Source organism: Collimonas humicola, from assembly GCF_018304945.1.
GTDB lineage: Bacteria > Pseudomonadota > Gammaproteobacteria > Burkholderiales > Burkholderiaceae_D > Collimonas > Collimonas humicola.
In genome coordinates, this window is sequence record NZ_JAGQEE010000007.1 from 89,966 (window position 1) to 110,316 (window position 20,351).

17 protein-coding genes are annotated in these 20,351 nt (G+C 61.0%); 13 read left to right on the plus strand and 4 right to left on the minus strand.

Annotated features, from left to right (window positions below; all coding sequences use genetic code 11):
- Position 1 precedes the first annotated feature (1 nt).
- Positions 2 to 1,195, minus strand: a complete 1,194-nt coding sequence (macA, locus tag KHU30_RS19545) for a macrolide transporter subunit MacA (RefSeq protein ID WP_211444284.1) — start codon at positions 1,193 to 1,195, stop codon at positions 2 to 4.
- 293 nt (positions 1,196 to 1,488) lie between these two features.
- Between macA and KHU30_RS19550 the strand changes: the two genes are divergently transcribed.
- Positions 1,489 to 2,766 carry an amidohydrolase family protein gene (locus KHU30_RS19550; RefSeq protein WP_211444285.1) on the plus strand — a complete coding sequence of 426 codons (1,278 nt, stop codon included), beginning with the start codon at positions 1,489 to 1,491 and terminating at the stop codon, positions 2,764 to 2,766.
- A gap of 29 nt (positions 2,767 to 2,795) precedes the next feature.
- On the opposite strand, the gene KHU30_RS19555 is transcribed toward KHU30_RS19550, so the two are convergent.
- Positions 2,796 to 3,659 (minus strand): TorF family putative porin, encoded by an 864-nt coding sequence (locus tag KHU30_RS19555; protein WP_211444286.1) that lies wholly within the window; start codon positions 3,657 to 3,659, stop codon positions 2,796 to 2,798.
- 93 nt (positions 3,660 to 3,752) lie between these two features.
- Between KHU30_RS19555 and KHU30_RS19560 the strand changes: the two genes are divergently transcribed.
- The 6 genes from KHU30_RS19560 to fdhA all read left to right on the plus strand — a co-directional run bounded on the left by KHU30_RS19560 (position 3,753) and on the right by fdhA (position 9,930).
- Complete coding sequence (locus KHU30_RS19560) at positions 3,753 to 3,977, plus strand: hypothetical protein (RefSeq protein ID WP_211444287.1); 225 nt, start codon at positions 3,753 to 3,755, stop codon at positions 3,975 to 3,977.
- 332 nt (positions 3,978 to 4,309) lie between these two features.
- Positions 4,310 to 5,428, plus strand: coding sequence for a quaternary amine ABC transporter ATP-binding protein (locus tag KHU30_RS19565; RefSeq protein WP_407928111.1), 1,119 nt, complete (start codon positions 4,310 to 4,312; stop codon positions 5,426 to 5,428).
- Positions 5,421 to 6,317, plus strand: a complete 897-nt coding sequence (gene choW / locus KHU30_RS19570; RefSeq protein WP_211444289.1) for a choline ABC transporter permease subunit — start codon at positions 5,421 to 5,423, stop codon at positions 6,315 to 6,317. The genes KHU30_RS19565 and choW overlap by 8 nt, the downstream gene beginning before the upstream one ends.
- Positions 6,318 to 6,411: 94 nt before the next feature.
- Positions 6,412 to 7,497 (plus strand): GlxA family transcriptional regulator, encoded by a 1,086-nt coding sequence (locus KHU30_RS19575; protein WP_211444290.1) that lies wholly within the window; start codon positions 6,412 to 6,414, stop codon positions 7,495 to 7,497.
- Between the two features lie 179 nt (positions 7,498 to 7,676).
- Positions 7,677 to 8,633, plus strand: a complete 957-nt coding sequence (locus KHU30_RS19580; protein ID WP_211444291.1) for a choline ABC transporter substrate-binding protein — start codon at positions 7,677 to 7,679, stop codon at positions 8,631 to 8,633.
- Between the two features lie 94 nt (positions 8,634 to 8,727).
- Positions 8,728 to 9,930: a formaldehyde dehydrogenase, glutathione-independent gene (gene fdhA / locus KHU30_RS19585; RefSeq protein WP_211444292.1), complete on the plus strand. Its 1,203-nt coding sequence runs from the start codon at positions 8,728 to 8,730 to the stop codon at positions 9,928 to 9,930.
- A 42-nt stretch (positions 9,931 to 9,972) separates the two neighbouring features.
- On the opposite strand, the gene KHU30_RS19590 is transcribed toward fdhA, so the two are convergent.
- On the minus strand, positions 9,973 to 11,061 hold the full coding sequence (locus tag KHU30_RS19590) for a threonine aldolase family protein (protein ID WP_211444293.1): 1,089 nt from the start codon (positions 11,059 to 11,061) through the stop codon (positions 9,973 to 9,975).
- Positions 11,062 to 11,535: 474 nt separating this feature from the next.
- Here KHU30_RS19590 and KHU30_RS19595 point away from each other — a divergent pair, with 474 nt between their 5' ends.
- Genes KHU30_RS19595 through KHU30_RS19620 form a run of 6 tightly spaced genes read left to right on the plus strand, consistent with a single transcriptional unit; the run spans position 11,536 to position 18,638 of the window.
- Complete coding sequence (locus tag KHU30_RS19595) at positions 11,536 to 12,927, plus strand: L-serine ammonia-lyase (RefSeq protein ID WP_211444294.1); 1,392 nt, start codon at positions 11,536 to 11,538, stop codon at positions 12,925 to 12,927.
- 53 nt (positions 12,928 to 12,980) lie between these two features.
- Positions 12,981 to 14,225: a sarcosine oxidase subunit beta family protein gene (locus KHU30_RS19600; protein WP_211444295.1), complete on the plus strand. Its 1,245-nt coding sequence runs from the start codon at positions 12,981 to 12,983 to the stop codon at positions 14,223 to 14,225.
- Positions 14,226 to 14,275: 50 nt separating this feature from the next.
- On the plus strand, positions 14,276 to 14,563 hold the full coding sequence (locus KHU30_RS19605) for a sarcosine oxidase subunit delta (RefSeq protein ID WP_211444296.1): 288 nt from the start codon (positions 14,276 to 14,278) through the stop codon (positions 14,561 to 14,563).
- A gap of 13 nt (positions 14,564 to 14,576) precedes the next feature.
- On the plus strand, positions 14,577 to 17,600 hold the full coding sequence (locus tag KHU30_RS19610) for a sarcosine oxidase subunit alpha family protein (RefSeq protein ID WP_211444297.1): 3,024 nt from the start codon (positions 14,577 to 14,579) through the stop codon (positions 17,598 to 17,600).
- Positions 17,590 to 18,195 (plus strand): sarcosine oxidase subunit gamma, encoded by a 606-nt coding sequence (locus tag KHU30_RS19615; RefSeq protein ID WP_230427482.1) that lies wholly within the window; start codon positions 17,590 to 17,592, stop codon positions 18,193 to 18,195. Before KHU30_RS19610 ends, KHU30_RS19615 begins: the two co-directional genes overlap by 11 nt.
- Complete coding sequence (locus tag KHU30_RS19620) at positions 18,195 to 18,638, plus strand: dihydroneopterin aldolase (protein ID WP_230427483.1); 444 nt, start codon at positions 18,195 to 18,197, stop codon at positions 18,636 to 18,638. Before KHU30_RS19615 ends, KHU30_RS19620 begins: the two co-directional genes overlap by 1 nt.
- Positions 18,639 to 18,698: 60 nt before the next feature.
- Here the strand turns inward: KHU30_RS19620 and KHU30_RS19625 are convergent, their stop codons facing one another.
- Positions 18,699 to 19,997: a serine hydrolase domain-containing protein gene (locus KHU30_RS19625; protein ID WP_211444299.1), complete on the minus strand. Its 1,299-nt coding sequence runs from the start codon at positions 19,995 to 19,997 to the stop codon at positions 18,699 to 18,701.
- Positions 19,998 to 20,351: the final 354 nt, after the last annotated feature.

Genomic DNA, 20,351 nt, shown 5'->3' on the forward strand with positions numbered 1-20,351 from the left:
CTCAGCCCGCGATCATGGCGCTTTGTTCGGCCGCGGGGGCGCCGTCGGCTTCACCGATGACAACCTTTTCCCCGGCCTTCAGGCCATCGAGCACCTGCGCCTGGACATTGTTGATGCCGATCCGCACCTGGCGGCTATCGACTATATGCTTGCCTTCCTTTTCCCGCAGCACCTTGACCAGATAGCGTCCATCCTTGCCGCGTTCGCCCAGCGCGGTCGAGGGAATCATCAGTGCGCCCTTGGCTTCGTTCAGGACGATGGAGACCTGCGCAGTCATCGAAATGCGCAGCTTGTTGTCGGGATTGGGGACGTCGAACAGGGCGTTGTAGTACACCGGCGCTGCGGTTGCATTGGTCTTGCTTTTATCTGTGCCGTCGCTGCTGATCGAATCCGGCGCCGGATCGACGCTGCGCAAGGTGCCGTGGTAGCGGTGGTCGGGATCGCCCAGGATGGTGAAGAAGGCCGGCTGCTGCGGCTTGACGCGGATGACGTCGGCTTCCGACACCAGCGCTTTCACGGTCATGGTTTTCAGTTCGGCCAGGATGATGATGGTCGGCGCCAGTTGTGCGGAATTGACGGTTTGCCCTTCCTTGGTGACGATAGACACTACCTTGCCATCCATCGGTGCGGTGATCTTGGTGTAGCCGAGGTTCAGCATGGCGGTGCTGACAGTGATCTTGGCCTGTTCGATCTGGGCGTTGAGCGCATCGATATCGGCCAGGGTCGATTGCAGCGTGGCTTGCGCGCTTTCATAGTTCTCGCGCGAACCGGCATCGCCCGCCAGCAAGCGCTGCTGGCGCGCAAAATTCAGGCGCGCCTGCGCCAGGCTGGCCTGTTTGGAACGCAGCTGGGCGCGCACCTGGTTCAGCCCCGCCTGCGCGTTTTGCAGCGCGTTCTGCTGCGTCAGCGAATCGATCTCCGCCACCAGCTGGCCTTTCTTTACCTCCTGGCCCAGCACCACCTTCAGCGATTTCAGCTGGCCGGATACCTGGGCGCCGACATTCACCTGCTGCAAGGCTTCCAGCGAACCGCTAGCCAGCACGGTGTCCTGGATGTCGCCGGTGGTGACCGGCGCGGTGAGATATTGCGGTTCTTTGCCAGCGGAAAAGAAATGTCGGTAGAGACCGAAGGCAATCAGTAAAAGTAGCCCTGCGGAAACAATGTAGGTCAGGGGTCTGTTTTTCAATAAACGCATGATGGGAGTCCACGGATTGCCGGATCGCCATGTTCTGCCATTCACTATGCCATGATGAAATAATGAGTAGAGAAAATGACACGTGTTGGATCTTAGCATCCGGGTCCTTGCCATGGTCCGAATGCGGCTAGCGCATCGCGCATGGCTGTGCATCAGAAGCCGCGCCGGCGCATAAGTTCCCTTGCAACGAGTGCAAGCCGGCGGTTGTCAGCGCGTTTCCTTTGCCGTTACTATGGGTTCACGCCGCGCTGGCAACGTACCGGCTTTCGCGTATCTCATTAAAGAGGATGCTTATGGATCTGCTTATTCGAAATGCCTCGCTGCCGAACGGCAGGACCGGGGTCGATATTGCTATTGCCGGCGGCCGCATCAATGCAGTGGGCGTGGCGCTGGCGGTCGACGCCGCGCAGGAAATCGATGCCGGCGGCAACCTGGTGACGCCGCCGTTTGTCGATGCCCATTTCCACATGGATGCCACCCTCAGCTACGGCCTGCCGCGCGTCAACAGCTCCGGCACGCTGCTGGAGGGGATTGCGCTGTGGGGCGAACTGAAGCCCATGCTGACGCAGGAAGCGCTGGTGGCGCGCGCCATGCAGTATTGCGACTGGGCGGTGGCGCGCGGCTTGCTGGCGATCCGCTCGCATGTCGATATCTGCGACGACCGCCTGCTGGCGGTGGAGGCGCTGCTGCATGTCAAGCGCCGGGTCGCGCCTTATCTCGATTTGCAGCTGGTGGCGTTTCCGCAGGATGGCTTGCTGCGCAGTCCGAATGCGTTCGCCAACCTGAAGCGGGCCATCGCCATGGGCGTTGACGTGGTCGGCGGCATTCCGCATTTCGAGCGCACCATGGCCGAGGGCGCCGAGTCGATCAAGCTGCTGTGCGAGTTCGCCGCCGAAAAAGGGCTGCGCGTCGACATGCATTGCGACGAATCGGACGACCCCATGTCGCGCCATATCGAAACCCTGGCCTTCCATGCGCGGCGGCTGGGATTGCACGGCCTGGTGGCGGGATCGCACCTGACCTCGATGCATTCGATGGACAACTATTACGTCAGCAAGCTGCTGCCGCTGATCCGCGAAGCGGGCGTGGCGGCGATCGCCAATCCGCTCATCAACATCACCTTGCAGGGCCGCCACGACACTTACCCGAAACGGCGCGGCATGACCCGCGTGCCGGAAATGCTGGCAGCCGGGATCGAGGTCGCCTTCGGCCATGATTGCGTGATGGATCCCTGGTACAGCCTGGGATCGGGCGATATGCTGGAGGTGGCGCACATGGGCTTGCATGTGGCGCAGATGACCGGGCAGGAAGCGATGCACGCCTGCTTCATGGCGGTGACGGAAACGCCGGCGCGCATACTCGGCCTTGGCGGCTACGGCCTGGCGCCGGGCTGCAATGCCGACCTGGTGGTGCTGGACGCCGGCTGCACGGTGGAGGCGATCAGGCTGCGCGCCGGCAGGCGCTATGTGATCCGGCGCGGCAAGGTGATCAGCCAGTCGCCGGCGGCGCAAGCCACCCTGAGCTTGCCGGGCCGGCCGTCGGCGCTCGATTTCCGCCTGCATTCCGCCTGACCCGAAAACCGTCAGGCGGCCCCGGTTTGTCAGAAGGTTTTGGTCAGCGACAGCACCAGCGTTGTGGCCAGCGGATTGGAGACTGCCGCCACGCCGGCTGAATTCAGGACGCCGGTAGTGTAATGATCGTAGACGCCGTTCTTGCCCCAGCCCTTGGTGACCGCGCCGGTGACCGACCAGCCGCCGTCGAAGGACTTGCTCAGCGCCGCTTTGCCGTCCTGGAAGCTGTAGGCGGAAAAATTCCTTACCCGTTCGTTACCGTAATGCAGCAGCAGGCTGTAGCCGCTGCCGAGATCGAAAGTGCCGTTCAGGTCGAGATAGCCGGAGCCGCGGCTGTGCTGGCCGCTGCCTATGCCCAGCGTGGCGCTGTTGTAGCCGAAATAGTCCGGCGTGTAGGTCAGCCAGTACTTGACGTTGAACCATTTATAGGTGAGCGAGGCGACCGCTTCGCCATAGTTGTACTTGGTGCGGGCAAACGATACTTCCGCGCCCGGGTAGACGTAGTAGTAGATCTGCCCGGTGTAAGTCAGGTCGCCGGCGCTGCCGGTATAGCCGCCATACAAGTCCCACTCGACCGAGCCGTTCTCGATGAAATGATCGCTCACGCTCGACATCCAGGTGCCGGCAAACAGGCCGCTCGGATGGGCATAGTCGACGCCGCCCTGTATCGCCGGCTTGCCCCAGGTCTGGCGGAAACCGCGCGAGACATATTGCGATGCGATCGTGACGTTGGCGGTGAACGGCGATGCCGGAGCGACGGCGGGCGCCGCAGCCGGCGCAGCAGCAGCGCCGCCGCCGTCGCTGGTCTGGGCCAGTGCAGGCAGGTGCAAGGCGCAGGCCATCAGCGCCGCCAGCCACGGAGTTATCCTGATTCTGTTGAATTTCTGAAACATGTCTGCTGCTCCCTTTGAATGCGTTTCCATTTTGACATCGACCGCATTTGATGACGATTGCCGGCGATTGCTGCAAACAGAAAACGAGACTGCATGGATGCGGCGGCAGTCGAATCGCTGCCGTGCCGGTGCGGCAACGCGCGCCAGGTTGATGTGTGGGGCGATTACCTGCGGATAATTATTGTCCCGGCGTCCAAACGCAACTCCCCGCAATTGCGACTAAAAATGATGGAATTGCGACATACCGCCTGCGTGCCGGCCGCCACCAGTCATGGCACGACACGTGCTTCGTCGTTTTTGATTAAGCGCTTGTCGTAAATCGTCATTCGATCAAAGACCTTTGTCGCGACTATGTCATTAACGCTGGACGAAGTTTTCCGTGGATTTCCCGCGATCGTGACGGTCGGGCCGATGCCGCTGCTGCTTGTCTTTCCTGCTGTGCTGCACATACACTCTGCGGCAGTGGATTTCAAACAAGCGGGCAATGACCGTCAGGCTAGACCCGCACGCTAGCGATACGTTGCAGCAAGGCATTGTCCCGGCAGCAACTGATCGCATGCATTATCAGGAGACAGGTAATGAAGTCTGCAAAAGTAGTGGTCGACCGTTTGTACAAGGTCTTCGGCAACAATCCGCAACTGGCCTTGAGCATGCTCGAAAAAGGGCACTCCAAGGACAAGATATTCGCCGAAACCGGGCAGGTGGTCGGCGTCCACAACGTTTCCTTCGAGGTGCAGGAGGGCGAGATCTTCGTCTTGATGGGGCTGTCCGGCTCCGGCAAGTCGACCCTGATCCGCCTCATCAACCGCCTGGTCGATCCGAGCGCCGGCAATGTCCTGGTGGATGGCCAGAACGTGGCGCAGATGACGAATTCGCAATTGATCAAGCTGCGCCGGCGCGACATGAGCATGGTGTTCCAGTCGTTCGCGCTGATGCCGCACCGCACCGTGCTCTCGAATGCGGCCTTCGGCCTGGAAGTGGCCGGCGCCGGGAAAAAAGAGCGCGAACGGCGCACCATGGCGGTACTGGAACAGGTCGGCCTGGCGCCGTTCGCCAACAAGCTGCCGTGCGAACTGTCGGGCGGCATGCAGCAGCGCGTCGGCCTGGCGCGGGCGCTGGCGGTCAATCCGTCGCTGATGATCATGGACGAAGCCTTCTCTGCGCTCGATCCGCTCAAGCGCAAGGAAATGCAGGACGTGTTGCTGGATCTGCAAAAGGAGCAGCGTCGCACCATCATCTTTGTTTCGCACGACCTGGAAGAAGCGCTGCGCATCGGCAGCCGCATCGCCATCATGGAAGGCGGCCGCCTGGTGCAGGTCGGCACCGCCCAGGAAATCATCGACAACCCGGCGGAAGAATATGTGCGCGCCTTCTTCGACGGCGTCGACACCAAGCGCTACCTGACCGCCGGCGACCTGATGCAAGCCAACGCCGTGCCGCTGGTGGCCTCTGCCAGCGAAGTGCATGCCAATGGCGAGCTGTACGCCAGAAGCCGCTCCGACTACGCCTTCGTGGTGGACGGCGCGCGCAAGGTGCAGGGCATCGTCGCCACCCGCCGCCATGCCGACGCCAGCGGCAATCCCCAGGCCAGCGGCATGGACCGGATCGAGGCGATCCATCACCGCAGCAGCCTGGAAGACGTGATGGACAAGCTGATAGTGAGCCGCTCGCCCTTGCCGGTGGTGGACGGCGACGGCTGCTATTGCGGCGCGATCAGCCAGGCCATGGTATTGAAAGCTTTGTCAACATCCCGAGGTTCGCATGTCTGAGCACCTTCCGCTGGGACGCTGGGTCGACCAGTTCGTCCATTACATCCTCGACAAGCACGGCAACAGTTTCGACAGTTTCGGCAACGCCATCAGCTGGTTTGCCGAATCCATAGAGCACGGCTTGCAAGCATTGCCGCTGTGGCTGCTGATGGGCTTCTTCATCGCGCTGGGCGTCTGGCGCGTCGGTTTCAAGTTTGCGCTGTTCACCGCGGTGTCGTTTTTCGTGATCTACAACACCGGTTTCTGGGACCAGACCATCGTCACCCTGGGGCTGACCATTTCCTCCACCCTGATCAGCCTGGCGCTGGGGATTCCGGTCGGCGTCTGGGCCGCCAAGAGCAAGCGGGTGGCGATGATCGTGCGGCCCATCCTCGACCTGATGCAGACCATGCCGGCCTTCGTCTACCTGATCCCGGCCGCCATGATGTTCGGCCTGGGCCGGGTGCCGGGCATTATTTCCACCGTGATTTTTGCGATGCCGCCGGCGGTGCGCCTGACCGCGCTCGGCATCCGCCAGGTCAACAATGAAATCGTCGAAGCCGGCCAGGCCTTCGGCTGCACCAGCTGGCAGCTGCTGTACAAGGTGCAGTTCCCGAACGCCTTGCCTTCCATCATGGCGGGCATCAACCAGACCATCATGATGGCCTTGTCGATGGTGATCATCGCCTCCATGGTGGGCGCCGGCGGCCTCGGCAACGATGTGCTGGCCAGCATCCAGCGGCTCGATATCGGGCTTGGTTTCGAGAGCGGCCTGAGCGTGGTGCTGCTGGCGATCGTCCTGGACCGCATTACCGAAAGTTTCGGCCGCACGCCGGAAGCCGGCAAGGTGCAGCGATTTTTCCGGCTGCGCAAATGGTTTCGCAAGAGTCCGGCGCTGGCCGCCGGCTAGCAGGCCGGCAGGAGCATGCGCAACTTGAGCAAGATTGCAGCAACGTGATCCGCGCGCTGGAAGTCCAGCGCCGGTAGCCAAAGATGGAGGCAGGATGTCTTCGCAGCAGCTAGCTTCAAAACCGGTTTCACCGCACAGCGCGGCGCCAGCGGCGGTGGTCCATTTCGGTTTCCTGACCTTGCCGAATTTTTCGATGATCGCCTTCGCCAGCGCCATCGAAGTCCTGCGCATGGCCAACTACATCAGCCGCCAGACCTTGTACCGCTGGTCGGTGATCAGCGTCGACGGCTTGCCGGCGCAGGCCAGCAACGGCTTGCCGATCACGCCGACGCTGACGCTGGAACAGGCCGGCACGCCCGACATCCTGTTCGTCTGCGGCGGCGTCAAGATCCACGAGGCGGTCAACGATAAGCTGAACGCCATGCTGACCCAGCTGGCGCGGCGCAATGTCATGCTGGGCGGGATCTGCACCGGCAGCTATGCACTGGTCAAAGCCGGCCTGATGAACGGCTACCAGTGCGCCATCCACTGGGAAAACATCTCGGCCCTGCGTGAGGATTTTCCACGGGTGCTGTTCACCGAGGGGCTGTTTGCAGTAGACCGCGACCGCCTCACCTGTTCCGGCGGCACCGCACCGATCGACCTGATGCTGAACCTGACCGCCAACCGCTACGGCAAGACGCTGGCGGCGGAAATTTCCGAACAGTTCATCCTGGAACGGATACGCGACGGCGCCTACCAGCAGCACATTCCGATTGCAGCGCGGCTCGGCTTCAGCCGCAAGGAGCTGATCGAGGTGGCGCGGCTGATGGAAACCCACATCGAGGAAACCCTGTCGTTTGAGGAGATCGCCAGGCTGGTGGGCTTGTCGCAGCGTCAGCTGCAGCGCATGTTCAAGTATTACCTTGATGTCACGCCTACCCATTACTACCTGCAGCTGCGTTTGCGGCGCGCCCGCGAACTGCTGCTGCAGACCACAATGTCGATCATGAGCGTGACCGTGGCTTGCGGTTTCCAGTCGTCCTGCCATTTCAGCAAGGCTTACCGCAACCAGTTCGGACGTTCGCCCAGCAGCGAGCGGCACCTGCGCCATCCTTACCTGGCCGCGGTCGACGAATTGCCGCCGTTGCCGCCGCTGCCGCTGGCGCCGGACGAGCTGTTTGACGCAGGCAGGCAATAGCATGTCGCAATCGGTCTAAGCCCTTGCGCGCATGCGAGTAATTTCTGGCTTGTACGAGCACGCATGGTTCCCGCTGAGCGCGGGCCTTGCGTCGAAGTGCGAAGCTAAGCGTTTAATTGATGCCGATGCAGTGCAACCGGGAGCGTCGGACTTTCGTCTTTGCCACAGGAGAAAATGCAATGAAATCATTCAAGCTGGCGCTGGCCGGCATGGGCATGGCCTCGGCCTGTTTTATGCTGATGCCGGGTTCCGCGCAGGCGCAGGAGCCGCAATCGTGCAAGAACGTGCGTTTCGCCGATGTCGGCTGGACCGATATCGCCGCCACCACCGGCCTCGCATCTGCTGTTTATGAGGGGCTGGGCTATCACACCAGCAAGACCATCGCTTCGGTGCCGATCACCTTTGCCGGCGTCAAGAACAAGCAGATCGACCTGTTCCTCGGTTACTGGGCGCCGACCATGGATCCGATCATCGCGCCGTTCGTCAAGGACAGTTCGGTGAAGGTGCTGGCCACGCCTAACCTGACCGGCGCCAAATATACGCTGGCGGTGCCGACCTATGCTTACGATGCCGGCCTCAAGACCTTTGCCGACATCGCTAAATTTTCCAAGGAGCTGGACGGCAAGATCTACGGCATCGAGCCCGGCAACGACGGCAATGCGCTGATCCAGGGCATGATCAGCAAGAACCAGTTCAACCTGAAGAACTTCAAGATGGTGGAATCCAGCGAGGCCGGCATGCTGATCGAGCTGGGCCGGGCGGTCAAGCAAAAGAAATGGATCGTGATCCTGGGCTGGGAGCCGCATCCGATGAATGTGCAGCAAAAGATCAGCTACCTGAGCGGCGGCGATGAGGTGTTCGGCCCCAACTACGGCGAAGCCAAGGTCTACACCGTGACCGCGACTGACTACGCAGCACGTTGCCCGAATGCCGACAAGCTGGCGGCCAACCTGCAATTTTCCACCGGCATCGAAAACCAGCTGATGGGACGCATCATGGACAAGGAAGATCCGAAGACCGCGGCCAAGGAATGGCTGAAGAAGAATCCGCAGGCCCTGGAAAAACTGCTGGCCGGCGTCAAGACCTTCGACGGCAAGGACGGTTTGCCGGCGGTGAAGACTTCACTCGGATTGTAACGGAGCAAACAATCGGGGGCGTCGTCCCCGGCGAGGCAGGATCGCCCAGACGGCAAATTTCAGATTTCATAACATCCTGACTGGAGGAGACACAATGTCGGAAAATCGCGGCGTGGTTTATATCGAACAGGGCAAGGTAGAAATACAGTCCATCCCATTCCCCAAGCTGGATAATCCGCAAGGCCGGAAAATCGAGCATGGCGTGATCCTGAAAGTGGTGTCCACCAATATCTGCGGATCCGACCAGCACATGGTGCGCGGCCGCACCACGGCCCAGGCGGGGCTGGTGCTGGGCCATGAAATTACCGGCGAAGTGATCGAGACCGGCGCCGATGTCGAAACCATCAGGAAGGGCGACCTGGTGTCGGTGCCGTTCAACGTCGCCTGCGGCCGCTGCCGCACCTGCAAGGAACAGCACACCGGCGTCTGCGAGACCGTCAATCCGGCGCGCGCCGGCGGCGCCTACGGCTATGTCGACATGGGCGGCTGGATCGGCGGCCAGGCCGAGTACGTGATGGTGCCTTATGCCGATTTCAACCTGCTGCGCTTCCCGGACAAAGCACAGGCGATGGCCAAGATCCGCGACCTGACCTGCCTGTCGGATATCCTGCCGACCGGCTACCACGGCGCGGTCACCGCCGGCGTCGGTCCCGGCGCTACCGTGTATGTCGCCGGCGCCGGTCCGGTCGGACTGGCGGCGGCTGCTTCCGCGCGTTTGCTGGGGGCGGCGGTGGTGATTGTCGGCGACGTCAATCCTTTGCGCCTGATCCATGCGCGCAGCGTCGGCTTTGAAACGGTGGACTTGTCCACCGATGCTTCGCTCAGCGATCAGATCGCGCAGATACTGGGCGTGCCCGAGGTCGATTGCGCGATTGACTGCGTCGGCTTTGAAGCGCGCGGCCACGGCCATGCCGGGGCGCAGGCGGAAGCGCCTGCCACCGTGCTCAATTCGCTGATGGAAGTGACGCGGGTAGCAGGCAAGATCGGCATCCCCGGCTTGTACGTGACGGACGATCCGGGCGCCGTCGACAGCGCCGCCAAGCGCGGCAGCCTGAGCATCCGCCTCGGCCTCGGCTGGGCCAAGTCGCATAGTTTCCATACCGGCCAGACGCCGGTGATGAAGTACAACCGCCAGCTGATGCAGGCCATCCTGTGGGACCGCATCAAGATTGCCGATATCGTCGGCGTTGAGGTCATTACCCTGGACCAGGCGCCGGCCGGCTATCAGCAGTTCGATGCCGGGGCGCCGAAGAAGTTTGTCATCGATCCGCATCATTTGCTGAAAAAAGCGGCTTGATGGAGTAGGGCCGCCGGCCGTTTGGCGCGGCGGCCGTATTTGTCAGGCAGGCGCCAGCAGCGCCTGGAACTGATCCAGCGCCGTAACAACCTGCTGGTCGGACAGCGACAGCAGCGCCTCTCCCACATACCACTCGATATAGCACTGCTGCGGCAAGGCCGCGTCGCTGGCGCGGCCAAACAGCCAGACGCCGTGTTCCCTGGCCAGCTGGTCGCGCGCGGCGTTCGCTGCCTCGCGCTCGACCGGCAGGTAGAGATGCAGCATATTGCAATGCGGTTGGCGCGGGTTGACTTGCCAGCGCGGGTAGCGCGTCAGCAATTGATACAGTTCGCGCGTGCGCTGCAGGTAGGCCGGCATGCGCGCCAGCTTTTCATCCAGACGCATTGCCGCTGCCACCACATAAGGTGAGCGCTGATAGACGTTGCCGCCCATGCGTTTCATCCATTCGGATGCGCGGCCGATGAAATCCCGTGTGCCCAGCAGCATGGCGCCGCCCAGACCGTCGATACCTTTGTAGAGGGAGACATAGGCGCTGTTAAAGCCGGCTGCCACGCTGGCCGGCGGCTGGTCGTAGCCGGCGGCGGCTTCCCACAGGCGCGCGCCGTCCAGGTGCAAATGAATATTCTTTTCACTGCAGTATTGCTTGACTGCTTCCAGCTGTTCCCAAGCCGGCAGCTGGCCGCCGATTTCACGCATGGGCAGCTCATACAGCGCTGCTCCCAGTCGGTCCGGCAAGGCTTTCAGGTCATCCGCCGTCCAGGGCCGGAACGGGCCGCCGACATTGAGTACGGTGAAATGGTCGAGCAGCTGATAGTTGCTGCTTTCGTGGCGCAAGATATGCGCCGTCGGATGGAGCGCCACCAGCCGCTTGTTCTTGTCCTGGCAGGCAATGCGCAATGCTACTGTTTGCGCCATGGTGCCGGTGATCATGAAGCGGGCCGCCTCGAAACCCAGCAATCCCGCTACCTTGTTCTCGAAATCCTGGATCAGCTTGCCTTCGCCATAGCTGTCGTGCTGGATATCATGCTCCTCGCACCAGGCCGCCATCGCGGCAAAATCCTGGGCGGCGGAGCGCGGTGCGGATGCAGAAAAGAAGGTATGGCATTGATTGCGTAGATTGGCGTTAGACATATCTGGTGGCTGAGGTGTTTTTGGCTAGGTCGGGGAAAGGAAGCTTGCTATCCTACCGCGATTTGGCATTGCCGCCGCGAAAGCCATTTCTCGTTTGCAGGGGAAAAGCTTGCCGCCCTGGCCGAAAATGCCTAATTGGCAAGGTTTGTGCGCTTAACTTATCCCCTACAAGGAAATGTCATCGCATTGAGGTTGCCACTTGGTCGTAAAATTAAAATGTCGTGCTTGTCGGAAAAGGACAAACACTTGTCAGCTACGGAAAATAGACCAGCCGCTGCAAGGACAAAATGATGTCAAGGAATAGCACTGCGGTTATCGCTGAAGGCAGCATCGATCAGCACTGTTGCACTGTACTCTTGCGTTGTGGCGTCTTGCGCGGCCGGTGATGTTTGCCGAGAAAAATACTTCAACCCACCCAGGAGTTGTCATGAACGGTTTTACAGAATTTTGCCAGAGTATGAAATCGGGTTGTCTATGAACATCAGCACATTCGATTTATTCAAGGTCGGCATCGGCCCATCCAGTTCGCACACGGTGGGACCGATGATTGCCGCCAACCGGTTCGCTGCGTATTTGCACGACGCAAATCTGCTCGATGCGGTGCACGCGGTGCGCGTCGAGCTGTACGGTTCGCTCGGCGCCACGGGCAAGGGCCACGGCAGCGACAAGGCGGTATTGCTGGGGCTGGAAGCCAACCTGCCGGACACCATCGACCCTGACCACGTCGAGCCGCGGCTGGCGGAAATCCGCAGCAGCAAGAAGCTGCTGCTGAACGGCACCCATCCGATCGGCTGCGTGGAAAAGGAGCATATGCTGTTTTTCCGGCGCGAGGCTTTGCCGCAGCATCCGAACGGCATGCGCTTCGTCGCCCTGGATGCGGCTGGCAGCGCGATAGCGGAGAAAGAATATTACTCGGTCGGCGGCGGTTTCGTGGTCAGCAAGGAAGGTCAGCGCGTCAACCTGGTGCAGGCCGGCAGCGTGCAGCCGGAAGGCGAGCTGCCTTATCCCTTCCACTGCGGCGACGACCTGCTGCGCATGTCGGCGGAAAGCGGTTTGACCATCGCTGCCCTGATGATGGAAAACGAAAAGCACTGGCGCTCGGAGGAAGAAGTGCGCGCCAAGCTGCTGGGAATCTGGGATGTGATGGCGGCGGCGGTCAAGCGCGGCTGTTCCATCGATGGCGAACTGCCGGGCCCGATGAAGGTCAAGCGGCGCGCTGCCGAACTGTACCGGCAGCTGAAGGATCGTTCCGAGGAATCGTTCACCGATCCTTTGGCTATGCTGGACTGGGTCAACCTGTATGCGATGGCGGTCAATGAAGAAAACGCCGCCGGCGGCCGCATCGTCACGGCGCCGACCAACGGCGCGGCAGGAGTGCTGCCGGCGGTGCTGCATTACTACACCAAGTTCATTCCGGGCTCGAACAAGGACGGCGTCATGACCTTCATGCTGACGGCGGCGGCGATCGGCCTGATCTACAAGGAAAATGCATCGATCTCGGGCGCTGAAGTCGGCTGCCAGGGCGAGGTCGGGGTGGCATGTTCGATGGCGGCAGGCGCGCTGGCGGCTGTGCTGGGCGGCAGCACCGAGCAGATCGAGAACGCCGCCGAAATCGGCATGGAACACAATCTCGGCATGACTTGCGATCCGGTCGGCGGCTTGGTGCAGATTCCCTGCATCGAGCGCAATGCGATGGGCGCGGTGAAGGCGATCAACGCCGCCCGCATGGCCCTGCGCGGTAACGGCAAGCACTATGTGTCGCTGGACAAGGTCATCAAGACCATGATGCAGACCGGCGCCGACATGAAGACCAAGTACAAGGAAACATCACGCGGCGGTTTGGCGGTAAATGTCATTGAGTGCTGAGTAGCTTTCGGCATTCAATGTTGACGAAACGGTTCCGGAATTTTGAGGGGTTTATGAGCAATTATTCGATATTCAGCTTGATCCGCAACAGCCTCTCCTACCATGAAAACTGGCAGCGGGCCTGGAAAAGCCCGGAACCGAAAAAGGAATACGACATCGTCATCGTCGGCGGCGGCGGCCATGGCCTGGCTACCGCCTACTACCTGGCCAAGGTGCACGGCTTGCGCAACATCGCCGTCATCGAAAAGGGCTGGATAGGCGGCGGCAACACCGCCCGCAACACCACCATCGTGCGTTCCAACTACCTGTGGGACGAATCTGCGATGCTGTATGAAAAGGCCATGCAGCTGTGGGAAGGCCTGTCGCAGGATCTCAACTACAACGTCATGTTCAGCCAGCGCGGCGTGATGAACCTGGCGCATACCTTGCAGGATGTGCGCGACACCGAGCGCCGCATCAACGCCAACCGCCTCAACGGCGTCGATGCCGAATGGCTGACGCCGGCGCAGGTCAAGGAAATCGTTCCTATCATCAATCTCAACAGCCACTATCCGGTGCTGGGCGCTTCGTTCCAGCGCCGCGGCGGGGTAGCGCGGCACGACGCGGTGGCCTGGGGCTTTGCCCGCGGCGCCGACGAGCGCGGCGTCGATATTCTGCAGAATTGCGGCGTCACCGGCATCCGCCGCGAGAACGGCGCGGTGACCGGGGTCGACACCGTCAAGGGTTTTATCAAGGCCAAGAAAGTGGCCGTGGTCGCTGCCGGCCATTCCAGCGTGCTGGCGGCGATGGCGGGCATCCGCCTGCCGCTGGAAAGCCATCCGCTGCAGGCGCTGGTGTCGGAGCCGATCAAACCGGTGCTCGATACGGTGGTGATGTCGAACGCGGTGCATGCCTACATCAGCCAGTCCGACAAGGGCGACCTGGTGATCGGCGCCGGCGTCGACCAGTACGCCGGCTACGGCCAGCGCGGCAGCTATCAGGTGATCGAAGGCGCCTTGCAGGCGATCGTCGAAATGTTCCCGGTGTTCAGCCGGGTCCGCATGAACCGCCAGTGGGGCGGGATCGTCGACGTTTCGCCAGACGCCTGCCCGATCATTTCAAAGACGCCGGTAAAGGGTTTGTACTTCAACTGCGGCTGGGGCACCGGCGGCTTCAAGGCGACGCCGGGTTCGGGCTGGGTCTTCGCCCACACCATCGCCAACGACAATCCGCACCCGCTGAACGCGCCGTTTGCGCTGGACCGTTTCTACAGCGGCCACCTGATCGACGAGCACGGCGCCGCCGCCGTCGCCCACTGATCCTGCCTTTCGCATCCTGATTCAATCCGCCATCTGTCTGGAGAACCACCATGTTACTGATCACCTGCCCTTGGTGCGGGCCGCGCGCCGAGAGTGAGTTCCATTGCGGCGGCGAAGCCGGTATCGCCCGTCCGCTGGAAACCGAAAAACTGAGCGACGAAGCCTGGGGCGACTACCTGTTCATGCGCACGAATCCGCGCGGCGTGCACCGCGAGCAGTGGGTGCATAACCAGGGCTGCAGGCGCTGGTTCATGGCCGAGCGCGATACCGTCACTTACGAATTCCTCAGCTACAGCAAGTTCGAAACCAAGCCTGCCGCCGACGGCGCAGGAGCCTAAGATGGGCCAACCGATGAACCAGACACACAGACTGGCGAGCGGCGGCCGCCTCGACCGCGCCGTTCCCCTCACTTTTACCTTCAACGGCAAAAGCTACCAGGGCTACCAAGGCGATACCCTGGCTTCGGCGCTGCTGGCCAACGGCGTGCATTTCGTCGCGCGCAGCTGGAAATACCACCGCCCGCGCGGCATCGTCACGGCCGGCGTGGAAGAGCCGAATGCGCTGGTGCAGCTGGAAAGCGGCGCCTTCACCGTGCCAAACGCCCGCGCCACGGAAATCGAGCTATACCAGGGCTTGAGCGCGACCAGCGTCAACGCCAGCCCCAGCATCGAAAACGACCGCATGGCGATCAACCAGCTGTTCGCCCGCTTCATCCCGGCCGGCTTCTACTACAAGACCTTCAAGTGGCCGCGCAGCTGGTGGGGCAAGTATGAAGAAGTGATACGCGAAGCCGCAGGCTTCGGCAAGGCGCCCGCCGAGCGCGATCCGGACCGCTATGAAAAAACCTATGCCCATTGCGACGTGCTGGTGGCCGGTGCCGGCCCGGCCGGCCTGGCGGCGGCGTGGGTGGCGGCGCAATCCGGCGCGCGGGTAGTGCTGGTCGACGACCAGTCGGAACTGGGCGGCAGCCTGCTGTCCGGCCGGGCGCAGATCGACGGCTTGCCGGCCGCCGCGTGGGTAGCGAAAATCAGCGCGGAATTGCAGGCCTCGCCGGAAGTGACGATCCTGTCGCGCAGCACGGCATTCGGCTACCAGGATCACAACCTGGTGACGGTGACCCAGCGCCTGAGCGAGCATTTGCCGCTGGCGCAGCGGGGCGGCAAAGTGCGCGAGCGCCTGTGGAAGGTGCGCGCCAAGCACGTGATATTGGCGACCGGCGCCCATGAGCGGCCTATCGTGTTCGGCAATAACGATCTGCCCGGCATCATGCTGGCCTCGGCGGTGTCGACCTATATCCATCGCTATGGCGTGCTGCCTGGACGCAAGGCGGTGATCTTCGCCAACAATGACGATGCCTACCAGACCGCGCTTGATTTGAAGAGCAACGGCGCCGAAGTGACCGTGGTCGATCCGCGTCCGACTGGCAACAGCAACAGTAACAGCAGCGGCAGCAGCCTGCCGGCCGCCGCCAAGCGGCAGGGCGTGAACATCATCAACGACGCCGTGGTGGTGACTGCGCATGGCCGCCGCCACGTCAAGAAGGTGGAAGTCGCCGCGCATAGCGATGGCGTGCCGGGGCAGTTCATCACGTCGCTTGCCTGCGACTTGCTGGGCGTCTCCGGCGGTTGGAATCCAGTCATACATCTGTTCGCCCAGTCCGGCGGCAAGGCGCACTGGAACAATGAAAAAGCCTGCTTTGTGCCGGGCTCGGCGATGCAAAAGGAAACCAGCGCCGGCGCCGCCAATGGCGATTTCAGCCTGGCCGGCGCTTTGCGCGACGGCGCACTGGCCGCGCAGCAGGCTGTCGAATCGGTTGGCTTGAAAGCGGCGGCGCTGCCGAATTGGAAAGTGGCGGAACTGTCGGAAGCGCCGCTCATGCCGCTGTGGCTGGTGGGCGACCGAAAACGCGTCGGGCGCGGCCCCAAGCAGTTTGTCGATTACCAGAACGATGTCTCCGCCGCCGATATCTATCTGGCCGCGCGCGAGGGCTATCATTCGGTCGAACACGTCAAGCGCTACACCGCGCTCGGTTTCGGCACCGACCAGGGCAAGCTCGGCAATATCAACGGCATGGCGATCCTGGCGGAAGTGCTGGGCCAGAGCATCCCGCAAACCGGCACCACGACTTTCCGCCCGAACTATACGCCGGTGAGCTTCGGCACGGTGGCCGGCCGCGAACTGGGCGAGTTCCTGGCGCCTATCCGCAAGACCTGCATCCATCCCTGGCATCTGGAGCAGGGCGCCTTGTTTGAAGATGTCGGCAACTGGAAGCGTCCCTGGTACTACCCGCGCGGACAGGAAGACCTGCATGCGGCGGTGTCGCGCGAATGCCTGGCGGCGCGCAACAGCGTCGGCATTCTCGATGCCTCCACCCTGGGCAAGATCGATGTGCAGGGACCGGATGCCGTCACGCTGCTGAACTGGATGTATACCAATCCCTGGAACAAGCTGGAGGTCGGCAAGTGCCGCTACGGCCTGATGCTGGACGAGAACGGCATGGTGTTCGACGACGGTGTCACGGTGCGCCTGGGCGAGCAGCATTTCCTGATGAGCACCACCACCGGCGGCGCGGCGCGCGTGCTGGACTGGATGGAGCGCTGGCTGCAGACTGAATGGCCGCACCTGAAGGTCAACCTGACTTCCGTGACCGATCATTTCGCCACCTTTGCAGTAGTGGGGCCGAACGCCCGCCGCGTGCTGCAGAAAGTCTGCAAGGATATCGATTTCTCCAACGAGAAATTTCCCTTCATGTCTTTCCGCGAAGGCAGCATCAACAGCGTCTTCACCCGCATCATGCGCATCAGCTTTTCCGGCGAACTGTCGTATGAGGTGAACGTGCCGGCCAACATGGGGCGGGCGATCTGGGACGCCATCATCGAAGCAGGCAAGGAATTCGACATCACGCCTTACGGCACCGAAACCATGCACGTGCTGCGCGCCGAGAAGGGCTACATCATCGTCGGCCAGGATACCGACGGCTCGGTCACGCCGTTCGACCTGGGGATGGGCGGCCTGGTGGCCAAATCCAAGGATTTCCTCGGCAAGCGCTCGCTGTCGCGCTCGGATACCGCCGGCGAGAACCGCAAGCAGCTGGTGGGCCTGCTCAGCGAAGACAAGGATTTCGTGCTGCCGGAAGGCAGCCAGATCCTGGCCGAGCCCAGCAACGAGCCGACCGCCAGCATGATAGGGCATGTGACGTCCAGCTACTTCAGTCCGATCCTGCAGCGCTCGATCGCTTTCGCGCTGGTCAAGGGCGGCCTCGGCAAGATGGGGCAGGAAGTCAGCATATCGCTGGAGAACGGCCGCAATATTGCCGCAAAGATCAGCAGCCTGGTGTTCTACGATGCAGAAGGAGTCCGTCAACATGTTGAATGAAACCCAGCTTTTTCAGGTACAGCAGGAATCGCCGTTGGCGGAACTGGGACAGTTGCTGGCGCCGCTCACGGCAGGCGCCGACCAGCCGGTCCGGCTGGAAGAGAAGCCTTTCCTGGAACTGATCAATATCAAGGGCGAGGCTGGATCAGCAAGCTTCCTGCGGGCAGTCAAGGATCGCACCGGCGTCGCATTGCCGGTGCAGCCGAATACGATCGCCGAAAGCGAACAGTTCGTCATCTACTGGCTGGCGCCGAATGAATGGCTGATCCAGTCCAGGCAGCCGCGCCTGCCTGCGCTGTGCGCCGACCTGGCCGGCGCGCTGGCGGGAGAGTTCGCCTCGGTGGTGGATGTCAGCAGCGGCAGCACCAGCCTGGTGCTCAGCGGCACAAAGGCGCGCGCAGTCTTGCAGAAGGGCTGCCCGCTGGATTTCCATGCCGGCGTATTCAAGCCTGGCCAGTGTGCGCAGAGCCATTACTTCAAGGCCGGCGTCCTGCTTCGTCCTTTGGACGACGGCGCCTATGAACTGATCATCCGCCGCAGCTTTGCCGACTATTTCGGCCGGATCCTGCTTGACGCCTGTCAGGAGTATTTTTGATGAAAAGCGAGAACATCGCCAGCGGCGTGCGCTGGCAGATTTTCGTCGAGGGCTTGTCGGCGATGACCAGTGTGGGCCTGCATCCGCACGAGCATGAAAAGCCGCAGGCGGTCGAACTGGACATCGAACTGTCGTACAAGACCGGCGGCAGCGGCGCAGGCGACGTCGACGCCGCCGCGGTGATCGACTACGATCATTATTGCAGCGTGGTCACCGCCTTTCTGCAAGCCAAGCCGCATACGCGCCTGCTGGAAACGCTGGCCTCGGAAGTGGCCAGCCTGTCCTTCCGCCAATTCCCCATGCTCGATGAAATACGGGTGGCGATCCACAAACCGAAGATCCGTCCCAACACCGCCCGCCTGGGCGTAGCCTCAAGCTGGACGCGCTGGAGTTATGAAACCCTGCTTGTCTTGCAGCCCTTGGAAAGCAGTGTTGTCGCTTGAGCGGGCAGGACCACCGGATAATAGCGGTCCTCGTAGCGGTGTGGGGCTGCAACTACGGGTCTATCGCGTCATCAGATATTCAGCAAGCGCATGGTAGGCTGGCAAGGAAGCGTTATCTATGTCCGGTGCATTGGCCGCCGTCTTGTTTGAAGCCAAGCGGGCGATGACCATTTTTGCTGCGGGATCGATATAGATCGCTTGCCCATGAACGCCGCGCGCCATATACGCGCCGTGCTTGTTATGCGATACCCACCACATGTTGCGATAGCTCCATCCCGGCAGGGTTCGATAGCCGGCGGCGGCAAAGAACCCCCTGTCGCCGCCATTGCGGATATCTGCCACAACGGCTTTAGGCACAATTTGCTGGCCATTGAAAAAACCGTCGAGCCGCATTGTTTCGCCAAAGCGCGCCATGTCCCGCAGGCACAAATTCAAACCGCCGCCGGCAAATTCATTGCCAATGGTGTCAACCGAGAAGTAGGCATCTTGCTCTGTTCCCAGTTTGCTCCAGATCATTTCTTGTAAATTTTCTCCCACTGATTTTTTTGTTACGCGGCGAATCACCCAGCCAAGCACATCGGTGTTAACGGTCTTGTAGGCAAAGACTTTACCGTGATCGCCTTCTTTTTCTACTGTTTCAAGATACTCATAAAACGTTTGCGGCTTGTCGTCGCCGTAATCAGGCGGACGTGGAATCATGCTGCCGGCAAGCATATGTTTGTAAATTTCTGCGTCCTGGCAGGTATAGTCCTCAGAGTATTTGATGCCGGTAAGCATATCCAGCACTTGACGTATGGTTGCGTCGCCAAAACCGGTCCCTTCAAGTTCTTCTACATATTCGGACACCGCTGCGGTCTCATCTATCAAGCCCTCTGCAACCAGCATGGCGCCGATGGTGCCAAAAAATGATTTGGTGACTGACATCACGACATGCTGTTTTTCAGGGGTGAGCACGCCGAAATAGCGTTCATAGACGATTTTCCCGTCGTGAAGCACGACAATTCCGTCCGTGTAGTTGGCGGCCAGCGACTGCTTCCAGGTCATTGGGGCAACGCCTACTAACGGTTGGAACGATACATTGTCTATATCCGCGTCTGCGCGCTTGTCTGCCGGTAACAGGCTGACCGGTCCGCTGCCTCGCGCTACGACAGTGCTGGGAATAAATTGGCGGGAATTGGAAAACGACCAGCGAGTTTTGGGGAACGTGGAAGAGCCGCCATCCGAGAATCTGATTATTTTATCGGGAGGGGGAGGTGAGCCGATCATCCATCCCATCTTTACCGGATCTGTCTCCTCAGCGTCTCCAGATTTTTGCGCGATTTGAACGTCCGTGTTTTGGGCTAATGCAGAATCAAACATGTGCTATTCCTTTATATTTTATTTTTATCGTGCTCGCGCAGCAGAAAATCAAAAATATGCACATTCAATGAAAACAGTCGCGAGCTTGCGATGAATTGAGTCTGTCGGTAAAAGGCTTGAATCTGTCGATCGTCAAGGAAAATTCTTCAAATCCACGGCCTTTATACCGCAATGAATTTCTCAGTACAGCTGTCAGAGTTCGCAGTAAATGACATGATGCGCCGCACAAAAATTGCTCTCTGGATATTTTGCAGAAATCGCTGCAGGCGACGCTCGATGGGCTGGTTTGTTTTTTTAACGGGAACGCTGCAAATTTGATCAGATTCGTCTACCATTTGCCATGAGCCGCACAAT

Excerpts from the sequence above, each read along its gene's own strand:
- macA (WP_211444284.1), bottom strand. The coding sequence starts at position 1,195 with ATGCGTTTATTGAAAAACAGACCCCTGACCTACATTGTTTCCGCAGGG.
- KHU30_RS19550 (WP_211444285.1), top strand. The coding sequence starts at position 1,489 with ATGGATCTGCTTATTCGAAATGCCTCGCTGCCGAACGGCAGGACCGGG.
- KHU30_RS19555 (WP_211444286.1), bottom strand. The coding sequence starts at position 3,659 with ATGTTTCAGAAATTCAACAGAATCAGGATAACTCCGTGGCTGGCGGCG.
- KHU30_RS19560 (WP_211444287.1), top strand. The coding sequence starts at position 3,753 with ATGGATGCGGCGGCAGTCGAATCGCTGCCGTGCCGGTGCGGCAACGCG.
- KHU30_RS19565 (WP_407928111.1), top strand. The coding sequence starts at position 4,310 with ATGCTCGAAAAAGGGCACTCCAAGGACAAGATATTCGCCGAAACCGGG.
- choW (WP_211444289.1), top strand. The coding sequence starts at position 5,421 with ATGTCTGAGCACCTTCCGCTGGGACGCTGGGTCGACCAGTTCGTCCAT.
- KHU30_RS19575 (WP_211444290.1), top strand. The coding sequence starts at position 6,412 with ATGTCTTCGCAGCAGCTAGCTTCAAAACCGGTTTCACCGCACAGCGCG.
- KHU30_RS19580 (WP_211444291.1), top strand. The coding sequence starts at position 7,677 with ATGAAATCATTCAAGCTGGCGCTGGCCGGCATGGGCATGGCCTCGGCC.
- fdhA (WP_211444292.1), top strand. The coding sequence starts at position 8,728 with ATGTCGGAAAATCGCGGCGTGGTTTATATCGAACAGGGCAAGGTAGAA.
- KHU30_RS19590 (WP_211444293.1), bottom strand. The coding sequence starts at position 11,061 with ATGTCTAACGCCAATCTACGCAATCAATGCCATACCTTCTTTTCTGCA.
- KHU30_RS19595 (WP_211444294.1), top strand. The coding sequence starts at position 11,536 with ATGAACATCAGCACATTCGATTTATTCAAGGTCGGCATCGGCCCATCC.
- KHU30_RS19600 (WP_211444295.1), top strand. The coding sequence starts at position 12,981 with ATGAGCAATTATTCGATATTCAGCTTGATCCGCAACAGCCTCTCCTAC.
- KHU30_RS19605 (WP_211444296.1), top strand. The coding sequence starts at position 14,276 with ATGTTACTGATCACCTGCCCTTGGTGCGGGCCGCGCGCCGAGAGTGAG.
- KHU30_RS19610 (WP_211444297.1), top strand. The coding sequence starts at position 14,577 with ATGAACCAGACACACAGACTGGCGAGCGGCGGCCGCCTCGACCGCGCC.
- KHU30_RS19615 (WP_230427482.1), top strand. The coding sequence starts at position 17,590 with ATGTTGAATGAAACCCAGCTTTTTCAGGTACAGCAGGAATCGCCGTTG.
- KHU30_RS19620 (WP_230427483.1), top strand. The coding sequence starts at position 18,195 with ATGAAAAGCGAGAACATCGCCAGCGGCGTGCGCTGGCAGATTTTCGTC.
- KHU30_RS19625 (WP_211444299.1), bottom strand. The coding sequence starts at position 19,997 with ATGTTTGATTCTGCATTAGCCCAAAACACGGACGTTCAAATCGCGCAA.